Origin of the sequence: Roseomonas marmotae (genome assembly GCF_017654485.1) — a bacterium.
GTDB classification, from domain to species: Bacteria; Pseudomonadota; Alphaproteobacteria; order Acetobacterales; family Acetobacteraceae; genus Pseudoroseomonas; species Pseudoroseomonas marmotae.
This window is the reverse complement of sequence record NZ_CP061091.1, coordinates 2,229,137-2,247,045: the sequence shown is the minus strand read 5'-3', so window position 1 is coordinate 2,247,045 and position 17,909 is coordinate 2,229,137. Positions and strand designations below refer to the sequence as shown.

Here is a 17,909-nt window from a genome sequence, read left to right as displayed (position 1 = left end):
CCTGCCGCCGTCACCCAGCGCGGCTTGCGCGCAGCACGGGGAGCAGGACGATGGCGCCGGTCACGGCGAGCTGTCCGGAAGCCAGCAGCAACGGCAATGTCCAGCCTCCCGACACCGCCACCAGGACGGCGAAAGCCGCCGGCGCCAGGACACAGCCCAGGAAGCAGAGCGTGCTGGAACCGGCCGTCGCCTCGATGACGCGTTCCGGCGGCACCAGGCGGGCGACCTCGGCATTGTAGATGCCGTTCCAGCTTGCGGCCACGCCGCCGGTCAGCGTGCAGAGCAGTAACAGCAGCCAGAACGGCGCATCGAGGGGCAGCAGCGTCAGCACCGCGACCAGCAGCGCGGCCGCCATGGCCTGCACCACCAGCGCCAGTGCCGGGCGCCCGGTGCGGTCGGCCAGCCAGCCCAGGCCGATACGGGCCACCGCGCCGCCGGCCTGCATTCCCGCGAAAGCGGTGCCCGCCTGCACCAGCGCCAGGCCCCGCGCCTCGGTGATCCAGGTGACGGTGAAGGCAAACAGGCTGCCCTGCACGATGGCGAAGGAGAAGGCCAGGAGCGTGAGCGGCGGCAGCAGCCGGTGCAGGCGCAGCGCGGTGAAAGGCCCCGCCAGGCTGCCGAGGCTGAACAAGGTCCCGAAGCCGATGGGCTGGCCAGGGTCGCGCTCCACATCCAGCATGGCGCGCTGGGGCTGCACGAGGCAGCAGGCCACGACGGCCGCGCCGATGCCGAGCCAGAGCGAAGCTTGCCAGCCTGCAATCACCGCCAGAGGTGCGGCGGCCAGTCCGGCCAGGGAGGCACCCAGCGGCGCTCCGGCCTGCTTGATGGAAAAGATCAGCGTCCGGTGCCGCGGTGGCGCCGTGGCGGCCAGGATGCGGCTGCCCGCTGGCGGCGTGGGTCCATAGCCGATGCCCAGCAACAAGGAAGCCAGCAACAGAGCCGGCAGCGAGCCCAGCATCGCCACGGCCAGCCCGAGGCCGGCCAGGACGGCGCCGCCCTGCAGGCTTCGCACAGGCCCCATCCGCTTCAGCAACGGGCCGCCGAAGATCAGGAAGATCACCACCCCCACCGCGTTCAGCGCGGCGAAGTGGCCGACATTCTCCGGCCGCAGCCCGGCATCCCGCGTCATGACGGGGGCCAGCACGGGCAGCATCTGGCCCATGAAGGCGGCCACCGTCTGCATCAGCAGCGTGGTGCCAAGGGCGGCCGTCCAGGTGGCCTTTGGGGGAGCAGGGGGAAGGACTTGAAGCATCGGCAGGCGCGGGCATCTTCCGCGCCAGGCCGTGCTGTGGCAACAGCACCCCTGGCGCCGCAATTCATTGGCGCATCCAGCAGGAGGCCCGCGATGCGCGCGATCTTCGTCCTCATCAAGTGCGAAATGGGTCAAGCCTACCGCGTGGCGCGGGAAATGGCGGACGGCATCGAGGAGCTATCGGAAATGCATTCCGTTTCCGGCCAGTATGACCTTCTGGGAAAGTTCTATCTGGATGCCGAGCAGGATATCGGCCTCTTCGTGGTGGAGAAGGTGCAGACAGTGGCGGGGGTGAAGGACACCTACACGATCCAGACCTTCAATGCCTTCACGGCAGGGCATGCCTGACCCCACAAGCGTCGCAATTGCCGCAATTCACCACCGAATCGCCCTGATCACGACGACGAAACGCCTTGCGGGACTGTCACGTTTCTCCAGGTAGGAGGAACAGTCTCATGTTCAGCCGTCGCATTCTCTCCGTCTTCGCCTTGGCTGGCAGCCTTGCCGTTGCCGGTTGCCAGAACCCGGATGGCTCGACCGACTGGGGCAGCACCCTGGCGCTCGGGGCGGGTGCCGGCTTGGCCACGGCCCTGATCGCCGGTTCCGTCAATGACGATCGCCCGCACTACCACCGTGGCCCGCGCTATTACGGGGGCCGCGGTTATGGCCCGCGGCCGGGCTATGGGCCTCCCCCGCGCTACTACGGCCCCCGGCCCGGCTATGGCGCGCCCCCTCCGGGTTACCGCTATGGACGCCGTGGCTGGTAGGCAGGCTCAGGAGGCGCGGGCGGTATCCTGCTGCGCCTCATGCAGCCGCCGGTAGAGACCCCCCGCGGCAACCAGTTCCTGATGCCGCCCCTGCTCGGCGATGCCGTTCCGGTCCACCACGACGATGCGGTCGGCATCGCGGATGGTGGCGAGGCGGTGCGCGATGACCAGCGTGGTGCGGCCGCGTGACAACTCCGCCAGGGACTGTTGGATGGCGCGCTCCGTCTCGGTATCCAGCGCGCTCGTCGCCTCGTCCAGAATCAGGATCGGCGGATTTTTCAGGAAGATGCGGGCGATGGCCAGCCGCTGCTTCTGCCCGCCCGAAAGCTTGACCCCCCGCTCCCCCACCACGGTATCCAGCCCGGCCGGCAGGCCGGCGATGACCGTGTCCAGCCTGGCGCGGCGGGCGGCTTCCAGGATCTCGGCCTCGCTCGCGCCGAGGCGGCCGTAGGCGATATTCTCCCGCATCGTGCCCGCAAAGAGGAAGACGTCCTGCTGGACGATGCCGATCTGCCCGCGCAGGGAGGCGAGCGTCATCTTGCGGATGTCGATACCATCGATGGTGATGCGGCCGGCATCGGCCTCGTAGAAGCGCGGCAGCAGAGAGCAGATGGTCGTCTTCCCCGCGCCGGAAGGGCCAACGAAGGCCACCGTCTCACCTGCCCTGATCTCCAGCGAGACGTCATCCAGCACCGCCTTGCCACTACCATAGCCGAAGCTGACATGCTCATAGCGGATATCGCCGCGAAGCCCGGAGACAGCCACGGCATCCGGCGCGTCGTTGATATCGGGCTCGGTATCCAGCAACTCGGTATAGCGGCGGAACCCGGCGATTCCCTTAGGATAGGTCTCCAGCACCGCGTTGATCTTCTCGACCGGGCGGAAGAATACGCCGACGAGGAGCAGGAAGCCCACGAAGCCGCCGGCCGTCAGGTCACCACGCAGCACGAAGTAGCTGCCGGCGATCATGACCACCATCTGCGTCAGCCGCATGCCGAGGTAGGAGATGGACATGCTGGCGGCCATGATCCTGTAGGCCTCCAGCTTGGTGCTGCGGTATCTCGCGTTGTCCTCGGCGAAGAGGCGCCGCTCATGCTCCTCATTGGCGAAGGCCTGCACCACGCGCATGCCGCCGACATTCTCCTCGATGCGTGCATTGAACGCTCCGACACGGCCGTAGATGGCGCGCCATGTCGCGGTCATGCGGCTGCCGTAGTGGGTGGACAGCCAGCCGGTCACCGGCACGATGATGGCCGTCAGGATCGCCAGCTGCGGATGCACCATGAACATCAGCGCGAAAGCGCCGAGGAAGGTCATGATGGCGATGAACAGGTCCTCGGGCCCGTGATGGGCCACCTCCCCCACCTCCTCCAGGTCCTTGGTGACACGGGCGACGAGATGGCCGGTCTTCTGGTTGTCGTAGAAGCGGAAGGAGAGTTTCTGGAGATGGTCGAAGGCCTTCCGGCGCATCTCCGTCTCGATATTGATGCCGAGCATGTGGCCCCAGTAGGCGACCACGGCCATGAGCCCGGTATTCAGCAGATAGACCACGAGCAGGCCGGCGGAGGCCAGCAGGATCAGCCCCCAGTCCTGCCCGGGCAACAGATGGTCCACGAAGCCGCGCACAGCCAGCGGGAAGCCAAGTTCCAGCACGCCGGAGAGTACGGCGCAGGAGAAATCGAGCAGGAAGAGCCCTCGGTGCGGCCGGTAATAGGCAAGGAATCGCTTGAGCATGATGAACACCGGAGGGAGGGGGGAAGCGGCTGATTAAAGGGTTTTTGCGGCCGCTGGAACCGCCTGCGTCGTCCCCTGCCCTTGCCGCGCCCGGCTGCCGGTGCGATGGTCCGCGCGACCGGACCGCCAGCCGCCGGGGTATCTGGCGCGGGCGGCAGGGCGGATGCGCAAAACTGTCCAGACGAGGATCAGCATGGCCAAGATCAAGGTAAAGAACCCCGTCGTCGAACTCGACGGCGATGAGATGACCCGCATCATCTGGGGGTTCATCAAGGACAAGCTGATCACCCCCTACCTGGACGTCGACCTGAAGTATTACGACCTCGGCATCCAGTATCGTGACCAGACCGACGACCAGGTGACGGTCGATGCCGCCAATGCCATCAAGCAGTACGGCGTGGGCGTGAAGTGCGCCACCATCACCCCCGACGAGGCGCGGGTGAAGGAATTTGGCCTGAAGAAGATGTGGAAGTCCCCCAACGGGACCATCCGCAACATCCTGGACGGCACGATCTTCCGCGAGCCGATCATCTGCCAGAACGTGCCCCGCCTGGTGCCGCACTGGACCAAGCCGATCGTCGTCGGCCGCCATGCCTATGGCGACATCTACCGCGCGGTCGAGATGAAGGTGCCGGGCCCCGGCACGGTCAAGATGACCTACATCGCCGAGAACGGCGAGGTGCAGGAAATCGGCCAGTTCGACTTCAAGGGCCCTGGCGCTGCCATGATGCAGCACAACCTGAACAAGTCGATCGAGGGCTTCGCGCGCGCCTCCTTCAATTACGGCCTGGCCCGAAACTACTCGGTGTACTTCTCGCACAAGAACACCATCCTCAAGGCCTATGACGGCAACTTCAAGGACATCTTCCGCGCCATCTACGACGCCGAGTTCAAGGCGGAGTTCGAGAAGCGCGGCCTGACCTATGAGGACCGCCTGATCGACGACATGGTGGCCTCCGCCCTGAAGTGGGAAGGCGGCTATATCTGGGCCTGCAAGAACTACGATGGCGACGTGCAGTCCGACATCGTGGCACAGGGCTTCGGCTCGCTCGGCCTGATGACCTCCGTGCTGCTCTCCCCGGACGGCAACACGGTCGAGTCCGAGGCGGCGCACGGCACGGTGACGCGCCACTACCGCGAGCACCAGAAGGGCCGCGAGACCTCGACCAACCCGATCGCCTCGATCTTCGCCTGGACCCGTGGCCTGGCCTATCGCGGCAAGTTCGACGGCACGCAGGACGTGGTGGACTTCGCCAATGCCCTGGAGCAGGTCTGCATCGAGACGGTCGAGAGCGGCTACATGACCAAGGACCTGGCCGTGCTGATCGGCAAGGACCAGCCCTGGCTGAACACCCAGAACTTCCTGGCCAAGCTGGACGAGAACCTGAAGAAGAAGATGGGCTGAACCAGCCCCGGCTTCTGACTCTCAGGGCGGGGCGCTTCGGCGCCCCGCTTTTTTTTTGTTCTGCCCCGCGTCGGCCGTGGCCGCGCGTGATATGCGCCCTGACATGACCCTTCCGCTGAACACACTGGACTGGATCGCCCTGGCCGTTTTCGCCCTCTGCTGGGCAGGCTATGCCGCGGTGGTGGACCGGGTGCCTTCCATCCACGCCCGCAGCGTGATCGCCGCGATGGACGAGCATCGCCGGCGATGGATGCGCATGGCGCTTCAGCGTGACAATCGCATCGCCGATGTCAGCATCATCGGCAATCTCATGACCAGCACTTCCTTCCTCGCCAATACAAGCATCTTCATCCTGGGTGGCCTGGTGGCGCTGCTGGGCGCGCCGGAACTGGGGGAACGTATCTTCGGCTCCGTCCCCTTCGCGGCGGTGCCGGGGGACGCGGTCGCCTGGGAGATCCGCCTCTTCCTGCTGATCTTCATCTTCATCCGCGCCTTTTTTGAGCTGACCTGGGCGCTCAGGCAGTTCAACTACGCCAGCACCTGCCTCGGGGCACTGGGATACGGCCCCGAATGGGGCGCGCAGGCGGACGTCGCGGCGGAGGTTGCCAGCCGCGGGGCACGCCACTTCAATACGGGGCTGCGGGCCTACTATTTCGGCCTGGCTGCCCTCGCCTGGATCGTCCACCCGGTGGCACTGATGCTCAGCAGCATCCTCGTACTGTCCGAGTTGCACCGGCGGGAGTTCCGCTCGGTGGTGCGGGATGCGCTGCATGTTCCACCGCCGCCTGACAGCCAGTGACCACGTCACAGGCAGCCGAACCCCGGGTTCTGCCTTCCTTTAAGGCGACACCCGCCTAGCCGACTGTTTTAGCGTCATTTCTCTGCTTGCGTGCAGCCTCGCTCTCGCATTTGCTTCACGCAAACGGAGGCCCACAACCATGCAACGTCGCCATCTCATGCTCGCTGCCGGCGCGGCGCTCGCCATGCCCGCCATCCGCCCCGCCGCAGCGCAGGGCGGTTCGGTCCGCTTCGCCCTCGACTGGGCGCTGCAGGGTAACCACGGCATGTGGATCCTGGCCGATGACAAGGGCTTCTTCCGCGACGCCGGCCTCTCAGTGAAGATCGACCGGGGCTTCGGCTCTGGTGACACGGCCGTGAAAGTGGCCTCCGGTGCCTATGAAATGGGCTTCACCGATATCAGCACCGCCGTGAAGCTGAACGCCGATAACCCGGACAAGCGCCTCGTCTCCATCTATCAGGTGTTCGACCGCACCGCGACGGCCCTGATCACGCTGAAGGGTCGCGGCATCACCAACCCCAGGGAAGCCGCCGGCAAGAAGCTGGGCGCGCCGGAGGGTGAAGCCAGCCGCATGATCTTCCCGGCTTTTGCCCAGGCGGCGGGCATCGACGCCGGGAAGATCAACTGGACCAGCATGGCCGCCAGTCTGCGCGACACCATGCTGGCCCAGGGTCAGGTGGACGCGGTCACGGGCTTCCTCTTCACCACCTATTTCAACCTGGTGGGCGTCGGTATCCCCGAAGACAACATCCTTGCCTGGCCCTATGCCGAGAATGGGCTGGATCTCTATGGCAGCGCCATCGTCGCCCGGGCCGACTGGCTGGAGAAGAACCCGCAGGTAGCTGCATCTTTCGTGAAGGCCTCGATGCTCGGGCTGCGCGCCCTGCTTGCCGATGTGCCCGGTGGCATGGCGGCGATCAAGAAGCGCGAACCACTGTTCGACGAGGCGCTGGAAGCCCGCCGCTTCGCCATGACGCGCGACCGGTCCATCCTGACGCCGAATGTCAGGCAGCACGGGCTTGGCTACCTGGATATGGCGCGTGCCGAGACGCTGATCCGCGTCAATGCCGAAGCCTATGGGGTGAAGAACCCACCCAGCGCCGCCAGCATGTTCACCGACAAATTCCTGCCGCCGGCGGCTGATCGGCAGGTCTGACCTGTGTAGGCGGCCGCAACCCCCGGGCAGCGGCCGCCCTTTCTCCTGTACCGACGGGAGAATGACCATGAGATTGCGGATATTCGGCCTCGCGGCATGGCTTCTGGCGACTGCCGCCCAGGCCGCCCCCCTGCGCGACCCCGGAACAGGCCTCACCGTCAATCCGCCGCCCGGTTATGTGGCTACAGCCAAGCCACCGGATCAGCGGCATGCCGCCACCATTTCGATCAAGCGGTCGGGCGATTCCGACGAAGGCTGCGAGGTCGGCTTCCTGCCAGCGGCAGGAAATGCCCGCTTCTCCCAGGAGCAGATCAATACGCTGGTCGGGACCCCCGCCTGGCGCGATGCCATCGTCGCCCGGCTCGCTCCGGTCTATGAGGTGACGGACACCGCGCTGGTCGAGGTGAACGGCATCCGCGGCATGGTGCTGCTGGGTGACTTCAAGCCCCGCCGGGATCTGCCCCCCCGCGCCCGGCAGATGCGGAACTTTTTCGCCGTTCTGGAAACGCCGCGGGGCCACACCAACATCGTCTGCGTCGCGGAGAAGGACAGCTTCCGGCAGCGGCAGCCCGAGTTCGAGGGCGTGGTGCGCGGCACTACTGCACCCTGACGCGAAACATAACGCTGCCTTTGTTTTCAGATGGCGTTCGGGTCGCCCGGAGCGGTTTCCCAGCCCAGTTCCACCAGCGCGACAATACGGCGCCCCACCGCGTCAGGCCGGCAGACGATGGCGCCCTGCTCCTCCATGTAGGAGAGCAGCCGCCGTGCACGGCCCACCGAGCGGGTGCCATAGGCCTGCGCGATCACGGCATCCGAAGGACAGGGCTGTCGCTCCAGCGCCGCCCGGCCCAGCAGCAGGAAGACACCCTGCACATCCTCCGGCAAGGTCCCCGCACGGGTCAGGATCTGCTGCCACTCCTCGCCTTCGGCCGCCTCCGCGCTGACGCCGGCGCGGGCCACCGCCAGCATGCGGCGGAAGGCCGGAATTTCCGGCGGCTTGCCCGGCACGGCATGAATCCGCAGCCGCACCAGGAAATCCTGGTAGAGGACGGAGACGCTGCGGAAAGCGGCCTCGGGCTCGGCCAGGATCTGCCGCAGGATCTTTTCGAGCTGCGCCTTGCGAGCCGCCAATTCCTCCGGGCTGGGTGGAGCCTCGGCACGGGGCTGCTGCATGGCAGGGCGCGCCTGGGCGAGCTGCGCCAGAATATCCGGCGGAGGCGCGGGCGGAAGGCGACGGGCTGGCCGGACCGGTGCAGGCTCGGTGGCGGCGCTCATCACCAGTTCCCGCGCCTCTTCCGGCGCGGTCTGCGGCAGGGGAACCAGGGACGGGTTCGTGCCGCGCGATTCCGTTTGCACCGCCCCGATCCGGATCGGCAGTGGGCGGCGCGACAGGGCCGGGCCCAGCGCCACGAAGCTGCCCCGCGGCAGGTCGCGGAACATCTCCGCCTGCCGCCGCTCCATGCCCAGCAGGTCGGCGGCCCGGGCCATGTCGATGTCCAGGAAGGTGCGGCCCATCAGGAAGTTGGAAGCCTCGGCCGCCACGTTCTTCGCCAGCTTCGCCAGCCGCTGCGTGGCGATGATCCCGGCCAGCCCGCGCTTGCGCCCGCGCGACATCAGATTGGCCATGGCGCCCAGAGAGGCGCGGCGCGCTTCGTCCGAAACCTCGCCGGCGGCGGCAGGCGCGAAAAGCTGCGCCTCGTCCACCACCACCAGCATGGGCGCCCAGTGATCCCGGTCCGCGTCGAAGAGCCCGCCCAGGAAGGCGGCGGCATGCCGCATCTGGCCATCGGCATCCAGGCCTTCCAGGTTCAGCACGACGGAGACACGGTGTGCCCGCGCCTTGTCGGCGGCCCGTTGCAGGGCGGCTTCCGTATGCTCCGCCGCGTCGATCACCAGATGGCCGAAGCGGTCCGCGAGGGTCACGAAGTCACCCTCCGGGTCGATCACGGCCTGCTGCACCCAGGGTGCCGATTGTTCTAGCAGGCGGCGCAGCAGATGGGATTTGCCGGAACCGGAATTGCCCTGCACCAGCAGCCGCGTGGCCAGTAACTCCTCCAGGTCGAGGGTCGCCGGCTGGCCGGTAGTGGTGCTGCCCATTTCGATGCCGACTGTCATTCCCGTCTCCGTTGCGAGGGAGCGGTATAGCGGCGCGAGGCCGGGCTTGCCATTCACGGCGGGCTCTGGCCCATGCTGTAAACATGAACCGACTGCTCATAACTGGCGCCCGGGTGCTCACACCCGAGGCCACCGACGCCCCCCTTGCCTCCATCCTGATCGAGGATGGACGCATCGCCGCCATCCTGCCGCCGGACGCGACCGTGGAGGACGCCGCCCGGCACGACGCCACGGGGCGGCTGGTCATCCCCGGGCTGGTTAACAGCCATACCCATGGCCATGGGGGCTTGGCGAAGGGCGCTGGCGACAAGTGGGATCTGGCGCTGCTGCTGGCCCATGCCCCCTGGGTCGGTGGCGGGCGCGGCCTTGCGGAGAAGCGCCTGTCCACCACCCTGGCTGCGGTGGAGATGCTGAAGAAGGGCTGCACCGCCAGCTTCGACCTGACCGCCGAATTCCCGGGCCCGACGCTGGACGGCCTGGACAGCATGGCCGAGGCCTATGCCGAGGTGGGTCTCCGCGCGGTGCTGGCGCCCATGGTGGCCGACCGCAGCTTCTTCCAGGCCACGCCTGGCCTGATCGAAGCACTCCCCGAGCCTCATCAGGGCCGCGCCGCCGCCATCCGCATGGCGGAAAGCGGGGAGATCCTGGCGACCATTGGCGCCGCCGCGAAGGCCTGGCGCCATGGCCCGGCAGGCGTGGCGCTGGGCATCGCGCCGACCATCCCGCTGCACTGCTCCGATGACTTCATGCGCGGATGCCAGCAGCTCGCAGGAGAACATGGCTTGCGGATGCAGACGCATGTCTCCGAGGCCCGCTATCAGGCAGCCGGCGGAGAGGTACTCTACGGCTCCACCCTGCTCGCCCATATGGACCGGCTGGGGCTGGTGACGCCACGGTTCAGCGTGGCCCATGGCGTCTGGCTCACCCCACAGGATCTCGACCTGCTGGCTGCGCGGGGCGCTGGCCTTGCCCATAATCCCGGTGCCAATATGCGGCTCGCCTCAGGCATCGCTCCGGTCCGGGCCGCCATCCGCGCAGGCGTCACCGTGGGCATCGGCACCGACGGCTCCTCCTCCTCCGACAACCAGAACATGTTCGAGTCCATGCGCCTGGCTGCCTTCGCCTCGCGCCTGTGGGATGGCGCGGAAGATGACGACTGGCTCGGCACCGCCGAGACGGTGCGGCTGGCCACGGAAGGCTCCGCCGCCATCATGGGGCTGGAGGCGGGCAGCATCGCGCCAGGGCGGCTGGCGGATCTGGTCTTCCTGGATCTCGACCATATCAATTGGCTGCCGCTGAACAACGTGGCGAACCAGTTGGTCTGGACTGAGGACAGCAGCGCCGTCCGGGACGTGATGGTGGGGGGTTCCTGGAAGCTGCGGCAGGGCCGTGTGCTGGGGCTGGACGAAGCCAGGCTGGCCACTGAGGCACGGGAGGCTGCCGCCCGCCTGCTCACGGCGAATGCGGAGGTCCGCCGCTGGTGCGAGGCCATCGCGCCTCATGTCGCCTGCCACTGCCGGGCCCTGGCCGGGCGCTTCACCCGCGTCCAGCGCCTGCTGAAAGCGGATTAGCGCGGGCATCGCTGCGGCGCCCCGCCGGAACGGGGCGCCAAAACGAACGACGCGGGCGATAGGCTCGCCCGCGTCGTCTCAACCCATCTGCCCCGGCCTGAGAGGATGTTCGATCCCCCAGGCCGGATCTTTGGCGCGGCCTCGCCGAAGGCGGGCCGCGCCTGAGGCTTTAGGCGCTCTGCTTCATGATCTCGTCGGCCACGTTGCGCGGCACGGGATCGTAGTGGTGGAACTGCATGGAGAAGGACGCACGGCCCTTCGTCATGCCACGCAGGTTGGAGATGTAGCCGAACATCTCCTTCAGCGGCACATGGGCACGAACGATGACCGAGGTGCCAGCCATGTCCTGGCTCTGGATGATGCCGCGGCGGCGGTTCAGGTCGCCGACGACGTCACCGACATGGTCCTGAGGCGTGGTCACCTCGACATCCATGATCGGCTCCAGGATCACCGGGCCGGCCTTCTTCATGCCTTCGCGGAAGCAGGCCTTGGCGGCGATCTCGAAGGCCAGGGCCGAGGAGTCGACGTCGTGGTACTTGCCGTCCACCAGGGAGAACTTGAAGTCCACCGTGGGGAAGCCGGCCAGCACGCCCGTCTCGGCCTGGACCTTGATGCCCTTGTCGACGGCCGGGATGTATTCCTTCGGCACCGAACCGCCAACGACGGCGTTGACGAACTCGATGCCCTCGTTCCGCTCCTTCGGCTCGAAGGTGATCTTCACCTCGGCGTACTGGCCCGAACCGCCCGACTGCTTCTTGTGGGTGTAGGTCTCGGTGTGGGACTTCGTGATCGTCTCACGATAGGCCACCTGCGGCGCGCCGATATTGGCATCCACGCCATACTCGCGGCGCAGACGGTCGATGATGATCTCGAGGTGCAGCTCGCCCATGCCGGACAGGATGGTCTGGCCGGTTTCCTGGTCGGTCTTCAGGCGCAGCGAGGGGTCCTCACCGGCCAGCTTCTGCAGGCCGAGCGTCATCTTCTCGACGCCGTCCTTGGTCTTCGGCTCGACGGAGATGTCGATGACCGGGATCGGGAAGGCCATGCGCTCGAGCACGACGGGGTCTGCCGGGTCGGCCAGGGTGTCGCCCGTCAGGGTGTCCTTCAGGCCCACGATGGCGACGATGTCGCCCGCGTACACTTCCTTCACTTCTTCACGCTTGTCGGCGTGCATCTGGAACATGCGGCCGATGCGTTCCTTGTTGCCCTTGGCCGTGTTCAGGACGGTGTCGCCCTGGCGCACGACACCGGCATAAACGCGGATGAAGGTCAGGTTGCCGTACTTGTCGTTGATCATCTTGAAGGCGAGCGCGGAGAAGGGCGCGGTCTCGCTCACTTCGATGATGCGGCGCGGCGTGGTCTCATCCTGGCCTTCCTCGGGGGCGACCATGATGCCTTCGACTTCCACCGGGCTCGGCAGGTAGTCGCAGACGGCGTCCAGCAGCGGCTGCACGCCCTTGTTCTTGAACGAGGAGCCGCAGACGACCGGACGGAAGGTGCCGGCGATCGTGCCCTTCTTGATGCACTTCTTCAGGGTCTCGACGGAGACGTCGCCCTTGTCGAAATACTCTTCCATCGCCGCGTCATCGACGGACAGGGCGGTGTCGAGCAGGATCTGGCGATACTCGGCCGCCTTCTCCTTCAGATCGTCGGGGATCGGGGCGTCGTGGTACTTGGCGCCGAGCTCGTCGCCTTCCCAGATCAGGGCCTTCATCTCGACCAGGTCGACGATGCCCTTCAGGCTGTCCTCGATGCCGATCGGCAGCTGCAGGGCAACCCAGTTGATGCCCAGCTTCTCGGTCAGCGTCGCGGCCGCGCGGTAGAAGTCAGCGCCGGTGCGGTCCAGCTTGTTGACATAGATGATGCGCGGGACGTTGTAACGGTCGGCCAGGCGCCAGTTGGTCTCGGACTGCGGCTGCACGCCGGCCACGCCCTCGATCACGAAGACCGCGCCATCGAGCACGCGCAGCGAGCGGTTCACCTCGATGTTGAAGTCGATGTGGCCCGGGGTGTCGATGACGTTGATCCGGTGGCCCTTCCACTCTGCCGTCACGGCAGCGGAAGTGATCGTGATGCCACGCTCACGCTCCTGCTCCATGTAGTCGGTGGTGGTGTTGCCTTCGTGAACCTCACCAATCCGGTGAGACTTACCGGTGTAGTAGAGGATCCGCTCAGTCGTCGTGGTCTTGCCGGCGTCGATATGCGCCGTGATGCCGATATTGCGAATCTTGTCGAGCGGGGTGCGCGCCACAGGGGCCTCCATACGCATCGCGGCGCCTGCCGCGTGGAAAAATCATGCGGCGCCTGCCGCGTGAAACATCTCTGCGGCGCAAGCCGCGCAGGAATCATAGTGCGGGCCAGCCGCGGCTCTCCGTCCCGCGTACTCGCCCTGGCTATCTCAAGCCCGGTCGCCGCGTCCGTCGCATCGGCCCCACCGATCTGGCGGGGGCCGCACGGACCAGGAGGAAAGAACCCTGGCGCGATGAATGCAGATGACGGCCGCTGCGGCCCGTTTGGCCCCGGAAGCCCCGCACCGCGATTCTTCCGGCGCCGGCCGTTGCGGGCGGCAGATGCACCGGATCGCCGGTCATTGCAAGCGATAAGACTATGAAGCAGCCGCAGTAGCGCCAGCTTAAGCTTAACGCCCTGCTCATCCGCCCGACCCAGGGAGCCTCAGTGCCGGAGTTCCGACACAAACGCCATCAGGCAGGGCATGAAGTTCATGCCGCAGCAGAACAGAATCAATAAAAAAAGTGCGAAAGCTCAGTCTGGACTGAGCTTTCGCACCTCATCAATCCGATGAGCCGGGAAGCCGTTGCCCCTCGACGGGAGACGGCCTTCAGTCGTCGCGGTGAATACGCTCCATCCGCTCATGCCGTTCCTGGGCCTCGATCGAGAGCGTGGCAATCGGGCGGGCCTGCAGCCTGCGCAGGCCGATCGGCTCTCCGGTCTCCTCGCAGTAGCCGTAGCTGCCGTTGGCGATGCGCTCCAGGGCCTGGTCAATCTTCGAGATGAGCTTGCGTGCCCGGTCGCGGGTGCGCAGTTCCAGAGCCCTGTCGGTTTCCACGCTGGCCCGATCCGTCAGGTCGGCCTCAGCAATACCACCCTCGCCCAAACTGGCCAGAGTATCTCCGGCCTCACGCAACAGGTCCTGCCGCCAGCGCAAAAGCTTCTGGCGAAAATATGCCTGCTGCAGGGGGTTCATGAACTCCTCGGTTTCCGAGGGCAGGTAGTCAGGCGGCAACGTGATCAGCATTGAACTCGATCCCCCGACCAGGACAGGGGCAGTTTACTAGACCCGCCACCCCCTGGGCGGGCGGAACATAACGTTGGGCATTCCTCAACGCAAACGGGACTTGCAACGTTTCTATCGCCCATCTCTGCCACCGCCGCGCCATTATGCCTTATTTGCCAACACCGTGACCGTTTCGGCGGCAGCATCGTTTGTTCTGCCCTGTTCTTAGAAGCGCGCCAATGCCGCGCCCCAGGTCAATCCCCCGCCGATGGCCTCCATCAGCACCAGCTCTCCAGGCTTGATGCGGCCATCCCGCGTGGCCTCAGCCAGCGCCAGGGGGATGGAGGCGGCGGAGGTATTGGCGTGGCGGTCTACGGTGCAGACCACCCGTTCCGGCGGCAGGCCGAGCTTGCGGCCCATGGCGTCGATGATGCGCTGATTGGCCTGATGGGGAACCAGCCAGGAGACCTGGGAGCGGTCGAGGCCATTGGCGTCCAGGGCCTCATCCACCACCGCCGCCAGCTTGGAGACGGCGTGGCGGAAGACCTCACGCCCCGTCATCCGCACGACCTGCGTGGCGGGGTCGACACTCAGGATATCGCCCTGGGTGCCATCGGCATGAAGATGGGTGGAAAGGATGCCGCGATCTCCGGCCTCCGCGGCAGGCACGGCCCGCAGCACGACGGCCCCTGCCCCATCCCCGAAGAGCACGCAGGTACCCCGGTCGGTCCAGTCCAGCAGGCGGGTGAAGACCTCGGCGCCGATGACCAGGGCACAGCGGGCCTGGCCAGCCCGCAGCATCGCATCCGCGATGGAAAGGGCATAGACGAAGCCGGTGCAGGCGGCCGAGATGTCGAAGGCAAAGCCGCGCGTGACACCGAGCTTCGCCTGGATCCGGGCGGCGGTGGAGGGGAAGACGGAGTCCGGCGTGGCCGTGGCCACAATGATCGCATCCACCTCGGCCACGGCGATCCCGGCCTGCTCCAGCGCGGCCTTCGCGGCTTCGGCGCCCATATCGCCAGCGGTCTGGCCCGGCGCCGCCAGATGGCGCTGGCGAATGCCGGTGCGCTCGACGATCCAGGCATCGGAGGTATCAAGGCCATGCCGCCGGGCAATGGCCTCGTTGTCCAGGACTTCCGCCGGCAGATAGCCGCCGGTTCCTGCGATGACGGCGCGAATATCCGAAGCGGAGGAAGTCATGGAAGGATGATGTCCGAAAGGCAGGTTCAGCGACGGGCCGGCGTCACTCTGTGGTCACGCTGGCGGGCGTGGGGGCGCTGCTCGGCATGGCGGCAAGCCCCTCACGAATCCGGTCATTCACCCGGTGCGCCACCATATCCATGGCCACGTCAACCGCATGAGCGAAGCCGAGGGCATCGGTGCCGCCATGGCTCTTTACCACCAGGCCATTGAGGCCGATCAGCACGGCACCGTTGTAGCGGCGGGGGTCCATCCACTCCCGCAGCCGGTCGAGCGCGGGCTTGGCCAGAAGATAGCCCAACTTGGCGGCAAGGGAGGAGGTAAAGGCCTGCTTCAGCAGGCCACCTACCAGCTTCAGGGCGCCCTCACCGGTCTTCAGTGCGACATTGCCGGTGAAGCCATCCGTCACCACCACATCGACGGTGCCGGAGGTGATATCATGCCCTTCGATGAATCCGTGGAAATTGGCGGCAAGAGGCGAGAGCTTCAGCAGTTCGGCAGCCTGCCGCACCCGCTCATCGCCCTTCAGCTCTTCGCTGCCGACATTCATCAGCCCGATGGAGGGGTTCGGCAGGCCCAGCACCGCGCGGGCGAAGGCATCGCCCATCACCGCGAACTCGACGAGGTTGCGGGCGTCGCAGGTGATATTGGCCCCGAGGTCGAGCAGGACAACATCCCCCCGCGCCGAGGGACCGATGGCCGCCAGGGCGGGACGATCGATCTCGGGCAAGGTCTTCACGACGATCTTGCCCAAGGCCATCAAGGCGCCGGTATTGCCCGCCGAGACAACGCCCGCGGCCTCACCTGCCGCCACGGCGTCGATGGCGATGCGCATGGACGAATGCCGCATACGCAGGGCAGCCGTGGGCTTCATATCACCCGAGACGGCATCCGGGGCATGGCGCATGGCGCAGGCCTTGGCCACCCGCGGACGCCTCGCCAGCAGAGGGGTGAGGCGCGCCTCGTCCCCCACTAGCAAGAATCGCGCCTTCGGGTGGCGCTCGACCGCCAACTCAAGCCCGTCCAGCACCGCTTCCGGCGCATGGTCGCCCCCCATCGCGTCGATGGCGAGGTCGAAGCTACCGGGAACGGGCTTGCTGGCCTCGCCCTTGAGAGAAGCGACCCGGGAGGAATCCGCCTGGGACAATATCGCTGCTTCCGTTGGGCGTGCCGAGGGTATCAGACGCGGACCGCGGCCTTCAGGGCCTTACCGGCCGGCACGACCTCACGGCCATCGTAATGGCCGCAGGAGGCGCAGATATGGTGCGGCCGCTTCAGCTCACCACAATTCGGGCAGTCGTGGTGCGCCTCGGTCGACAGAGCCGCGTGGCTGCGTCGCATACCACGGCGGGACGGCGAAACTTTTTTCTTCGGAACGGCCATGGCGCCGGGCCTCTCTCTGATCGTGCTGTAGTCGTCAGCGGTCAATAAGGAAGGCGGCGCATTACCACCCCACCCCCCACGGCGCAAGCATTGCGGCGGGAGTCGTAGCCAGAAGAGCGGCTTAATCCAGCCGGACGGCGTAGCGGTAGTGTTCGGTATCGATCAGAGACACGCGGTGCTCCACCACCCTGCGGGCGATGTCGAAAGCCAGGCGCTGCACCATCAGCAAGGGCTTGCCCTCTGGCAGCCCGAGCACCTCCGCCTCCTCCGGCCCGGCGGGCTGGGCGGAGAGGTCCTCCTCCGCGTGCTCGATGGTCACGCCATGGGCGCGCTGGAGATGCACGTAGAGTTCGGTGGTCAGGTCGCCCTGAGGCAGGTGGAAGCCGGGCAGCCGTTCCGCCACCAGGGTGCAGCGTTCGAAGATCCGCGGGGTGTCCTCGACCAGCCGCAGCCGGCGGAGGCGGAAAACCGGTGTGCCCTGGGGCAGCCTGAGATTGGCGGCCTCGGCCGCGTCCGCCTCCCCCGCCTCACAGGAGAGCACGACGATGCGGGATACCACGGCCGTGCCCTCCAGGTCCCGCAGGCGGAAGAAATGGAAGCGGGCGGTATCACCGGTATGGCGCAGCACCGTGGTGCCGCGCCCCTGCCGGCGCTCAATCAGATTGCGACGCTCCAGCTCCGCCAGCGCCTTCCGCACCGTCCCCTGGGAAACGCCCAGTTCCGCCGCCAACTCGGGCTCGGCCGGCAGGGCGTGGCCCGGCGGCCATTCTCCGCCGGCGATCCGGTCGATCAGCACCGATTCGACCTGCTGGTAGAGCGGGCGCGCATCGAGCCTCTCCCGAGGCTTGGGGGGGATACTCATGGACATAAGTGCTGATGGCCTTCCGGCGATCCGTCGGCGATTCGGGAACGTCAGCACGCTGTTTTCCCGATCCTCGCGGCAGGATCAAGAGAGGCGGCAAATCAGACTTGTGTCTTATACAAGACTTCGATAGACAGAGGCTCTCGGTATTGCTTCGCAGGCCGAGTTTGGGGGGGGAAGATCCCGTAATGGGACGCGCGTTCGACGGCGCCGGGCATCACTGCCCCTGGCGCCGTCCGCGTTTTCAGCGCCTGGCGCTTCCCTGCCGGCGCCCTGCCCCTTGCGTTAAATGAATTGCGGCACCCGTTTCATCGGGCTACCTGTGCGCCGTAGCACGATGGCAGGAAGGCCAATGTAGGCTTCGCGCATCTCCCGGCCGACCTTCGGAAACCCGTAGCCCCTGCTGCCGCGTCACCGAGGGCGCCGACCT

General features: G+C 66.7%; 16 protein-coding genes. 7 read left to right on the top strand and 9 right to left on the bottom strand.

Features of this window, described 5'->3' with window-relative positions:
* Positions 1-10: 10 nt before the first annotated feature.
* Positions 11-1,252: an MFS transporter gene (locus IAI58_RS10635; protein ID WP_207446007.1), complete on the bottom strand. Its 1,242-nt coding sequence runs from the start codon at positions 1,250-1,252 to the stop codon at positions 11-13.
* A gap of 93 nt (positions 1,253-1,345) precedes the next feature.
* Between IAI58_RS10635 and IAI58_RS10630 the strand changes: the two genes are divergently transcribed.
* Together IAI58_RS10630 and IAI58_RS10625 are read left to right on the top strand one after the other, a co-directional pair.
* Positions 1,346-1,600, top strand: a complete 255-nt coding sequence (locus tag IAI58_RS10630) for an Lrp/AsnC family transcriptional regulator (RefSeq protein WP_207446006.1) — start codon at positions 1,346-1,348, stop codon at positions 1,598-1,600.
* 107 nt (positions 1,601-1,707) lie between these two features.
* Positions 1,708-2,019, top strand: a complete 312-nt coding sequence (locus tag IAI58_RS10625) for a hypothetical protein (RefSeq protein ID WP_207446005.1) — start codon at positions 1,708-1,710, stop codon at positions 2,017-2,019.
* Positions 2,020-2,025: 6 nt separating this feature from the next.
* Here IAI58_RS10625 and IAI58_RS10620 read toward each other — a convergent pair whose 3' ends face one another.
* Positions 2,026-3,753, bottom strand: a complete 1,728-nt coding sequence (locus tag IAI58_RS10620) for an ABC transporter ATP-binding protein (protein WP_207446004.1) — start codon at positions 3,751-3,753, stop codon at positions 2,026-2,028.
* A gap of 193 nt (positions 3,754-3,946) precedes the next feature.
* Between IAI58_RS10620 and IAI58_RS10615 the strand changes: the two genes are divergently transcribed.
* The 4 genes from IAI58_RS10615 (at position 3,947) to IAI58_RS10600 (ending at position 7,723) form a co-directional block, all read left to right on the top strand.
* The gene (locus IAI58_RS10615; protein ID WP_207446003.1) at positions 3,947-5,158 is read left to right on the top strand and encodes an NADP-dependent isocitrate dehydrogenase; all 1,212 of its coding nucleotides are present in this window, start codon (positions 3,947-3,949) and stop codon (positions 5,156-5,158) included.
* A gap of 103 nt (positions 5,159-5,261) precedes the next feature.
* Positions 5,262-5,957: a DUF599 domain-containing protein gene (locus IAI58_RS10610; protein WP_207446002.1), complete on the top strand. Its 696-nt coding sequence runs from the start codon at positions 5,262-5,264 to the stop codon at positions 5,955-5,957.
* Between the two features lie 139 nt (positions 5,958-6,096).
* The gene (locus IAI58_RS10605; RefSeq protein WP_207446001.1) at positions 6,097-7,113 is read left to right on the top strand and encodes an ABC transporter substrate-binding protein; all 1,017 of its coding nucleotides are present in this window, start codon (positions 6,097-6,099) and stop codon (positions 7,111-7,113) included.
* A 67-nt stretch (positions 7,114-7,180) separates the two neighbouring features.
* Entirely contained in the window at positions 7,181-7,723 is a 543-nt protein-coding gene (locus tag IAI58_RS10600) for a hypothetical protein (protein WP_207446000.1), read from the top strand.
* A gap of 26 nt (positions 7,724-7,749) precedes the next feature.
* Here IAI58_RS10600 and IAI58_RS10595 read toward each other — a convergent pair whose 3' ends face one another.
* Positions 7,750-9,228, bottom strand: a complete 1,479-nt coding sequence (locus IAI58_RS10595; RefSeq protein ID WP_207445999.1) for an ATP-binding protein — start codon at positions 9,226-9,228, stop codon at positions 7,750-7,752.
* A gap of 83 nt (positions 9,229-9,311) precedes the next feature.
* Here IAI58_RS10595 and IAI58_RS10590 point away from each other — a divergent pair, with 83 nt between their 5' ends.
* The gene (locus IAI58_RS10590) at positions 9,312-10,799 is read left to right on the top strand and encodes an amidohydrolase family protein (protein WP_207445998.1); all 1,488 of its coding nucleotides are present in this window, start codon (positions 9,312-9,314) and stop codon (positions 10,797-10,799) included.
* Positions 10,800-10,968: 169 nt separating this feature from the next.
* On the opposite strand, the gene fusA is transcribed toward IAI58_RS10590, so the two are convergent.
* From fusA to IAI58_RS10560, 6 genes are all read right to left on the bottom strand, one after another.
* On the bottom strand, positions 10,969-13,062 hold the full coding sequence (fusA, locus tag IAI58_RS10585; protein ID WP_237182321.1) for an elongation factor G: 2,094 nt from the start codon (positions 13,060-13,062) through the stop codon (positions 10,969-10,971).
* A 576-nt stretch (positions 13,063-13,638) separates the two neighbouring features.
* The gene (dksA, locus tag IAI58_RS10580; RefSeq protein WP_207446098.1) at positions 13,639-14,052 is read right to left on the bottom strand and encodes an RNA polymerase-binding protein DksA; all 414 of its coding nucleotides are present in this window, start codon (positions 14,050-14,052) and stop codon (positions 13,639-13,641) included.
* A 207-nt stretch (positions 14,053-14,259) separates the two neighbouring features.
* Positions 14,260-15,234 carry a beta-ketoacyl-ACP synthase III gene (locus IAI58_RS10575; protein ID WP_237182303.1) on the bottom strand — a complete coding sequence of 325 codons (975 nt, stop codon included), beginning with the start codon at positions 15,232-15,234 and terminating at the stop codon, positions 14,260-14,262.
* 43 nt (positions 15,235-15,277) lie between these two features.
* Positions 15,278-16,300 (bottom strand): phosphate acyltransferase PlsX, encoded by a 1,023-nt coding sequence (gene plsX, locus IAI58_RS10570; protein ID WP_272877188.1) that lies wholly within the window; start codon positions 16,298-16,300, stop codon positions 15,278-15,280.
* Positions 16,301-16,413: 113 nt separating this feature from the next.
* Positions 16,414-16,617, bottom strand: coding sequence for a 50S ribosomal protein L32 (gene rpmF / locus IAI58_RS10565; protein ID WP_207445996.1), 204 nt, complete (start codon positions 16,615-16,617; stop codon positions 16,414-16,416).
* Positions 16,618-16,738: 121 nt separating this feature from the next.
* The gene (locus IAI58_RS10560) at positions 16,739-17,479 is read right to left on the bottom strand and encodes a GntR family transcriptional regulator (protein ID WP_207445995.1); all 741 of its coding nucleotides are present in this window, start codon (positions 17,477-17,479) and stop codon (positions 16,739-16,741) included.
* Positions 17,480-17,909 lie beyond the last annotated feature (430 nt).

What these genes read in the sequence shown, in the direction of transcription:
- IAI58_RS10560 (WP_207445995.1), bottom strand. Translation starts at nt 17,479, where the DNA reads ATGAGTATCCCCCCCAAGCCTCGGGAGAGGCTCGATGCGCGCCCGCTC.
- IAI58_RS10610 (WP_207446002.1), top strand. Translation starts at nt 5,262, where the DNA reads ATGACCCTTCCGCTGAACACACTGGACTGGATCGCCCTGGCCGTTTTC.
- rpmF (WP_207445996.1), bottom strand. Translation starts at nt 16,617, where the DNA reads ATGGCCGTTCCGAAGAAAAAAGTTTCGCCGTCCCGCCGTGGTATGCGA.
- IAI58_RS10635 (WP_207446007.1), bottom strand. Translation starts at nt 1,252, where the DNA reads ATGCTTCAAGTCCTTCCCCCTGCTCCCCCAAAGGCCACCTGGACGGCC.
- IAI58_RS10600 (WP_207446000.1), top strand. Translation starts at nt 7,181, where the DNA reads ATGAGATTGCGGATATTCGGCCTCGCGGCATGGCTTCTGGCGACTGCC.
- IAI58_RS10590 (WP_207445998.1), top strand. Translation starts at nt 9,312, where the DNA reads ATGAACCGACTGCTCATAACTGGCGCCCGGGTGCTCACACCCGAGGCC.
- IAI58_RS10625 (WP_207446005.1), top strand. Translation starts at nt 1,708, where the DNA reads ATGTTCAGCCGTCGCATTCTCTCCGTCTTCGCCTTGGCTGGCAGCCTT.
- IAI58_RS10630 (WP_207446006.1), top strand. Translation starts at nt 1,346, where the DNA reads ATGCGCGCGATCTTCGTCCTCATCAAGTGCGAAATGGGTCAAGCCTAC.
- IAI58_RS10575 (WP_237182303.1), bottom strand. Translation starts at nt 15,234, where the DNA reads ATGACTTCCTCCGCTTCGGATATTCGCGCCGTCATCGCAGGAACCGGC.
- IAI58_RS10620 (WP_207446004.1), bottom strand. Translation starts at nt 3,753, where the DNA reads ATGCTCAAGCGATTCCTTGCCTATTACCGGCCGCACCGAGGGCTCTTC.
- fusA (WP_237182321.1), bottom strand. Translation starts at nt 13,062, where the DNA reads ATGGAGGCCCCTGTGGCGCGCACCCCGCTCGACAAGATTCGCAATATC.
- IAI58_RS10595 (WP_207445999.1), bottom strand. Translation starts at nt 9,228, where the DNA reads ATGACAGTCGGCATCGAAATGGGCAGCACCACTACCGGCCAGCCGGCG.
- IAI58_RS10615 (WP_207446003.1), top strand. Translation starts at nt 3,947, where the DNA reads ATGGCCAAGATCAAGGTAAAGAACCCCGTCGTCGAACTCGACGGCGAT.
- IAI58_RS10605 (WP_207446001.1), top strand. Translation starts at nt 6,097, where the DNA reads ATGCAACGTCGCCATCTCATGCTCGCTGCCGGCGCGGCGCTCGCCATG.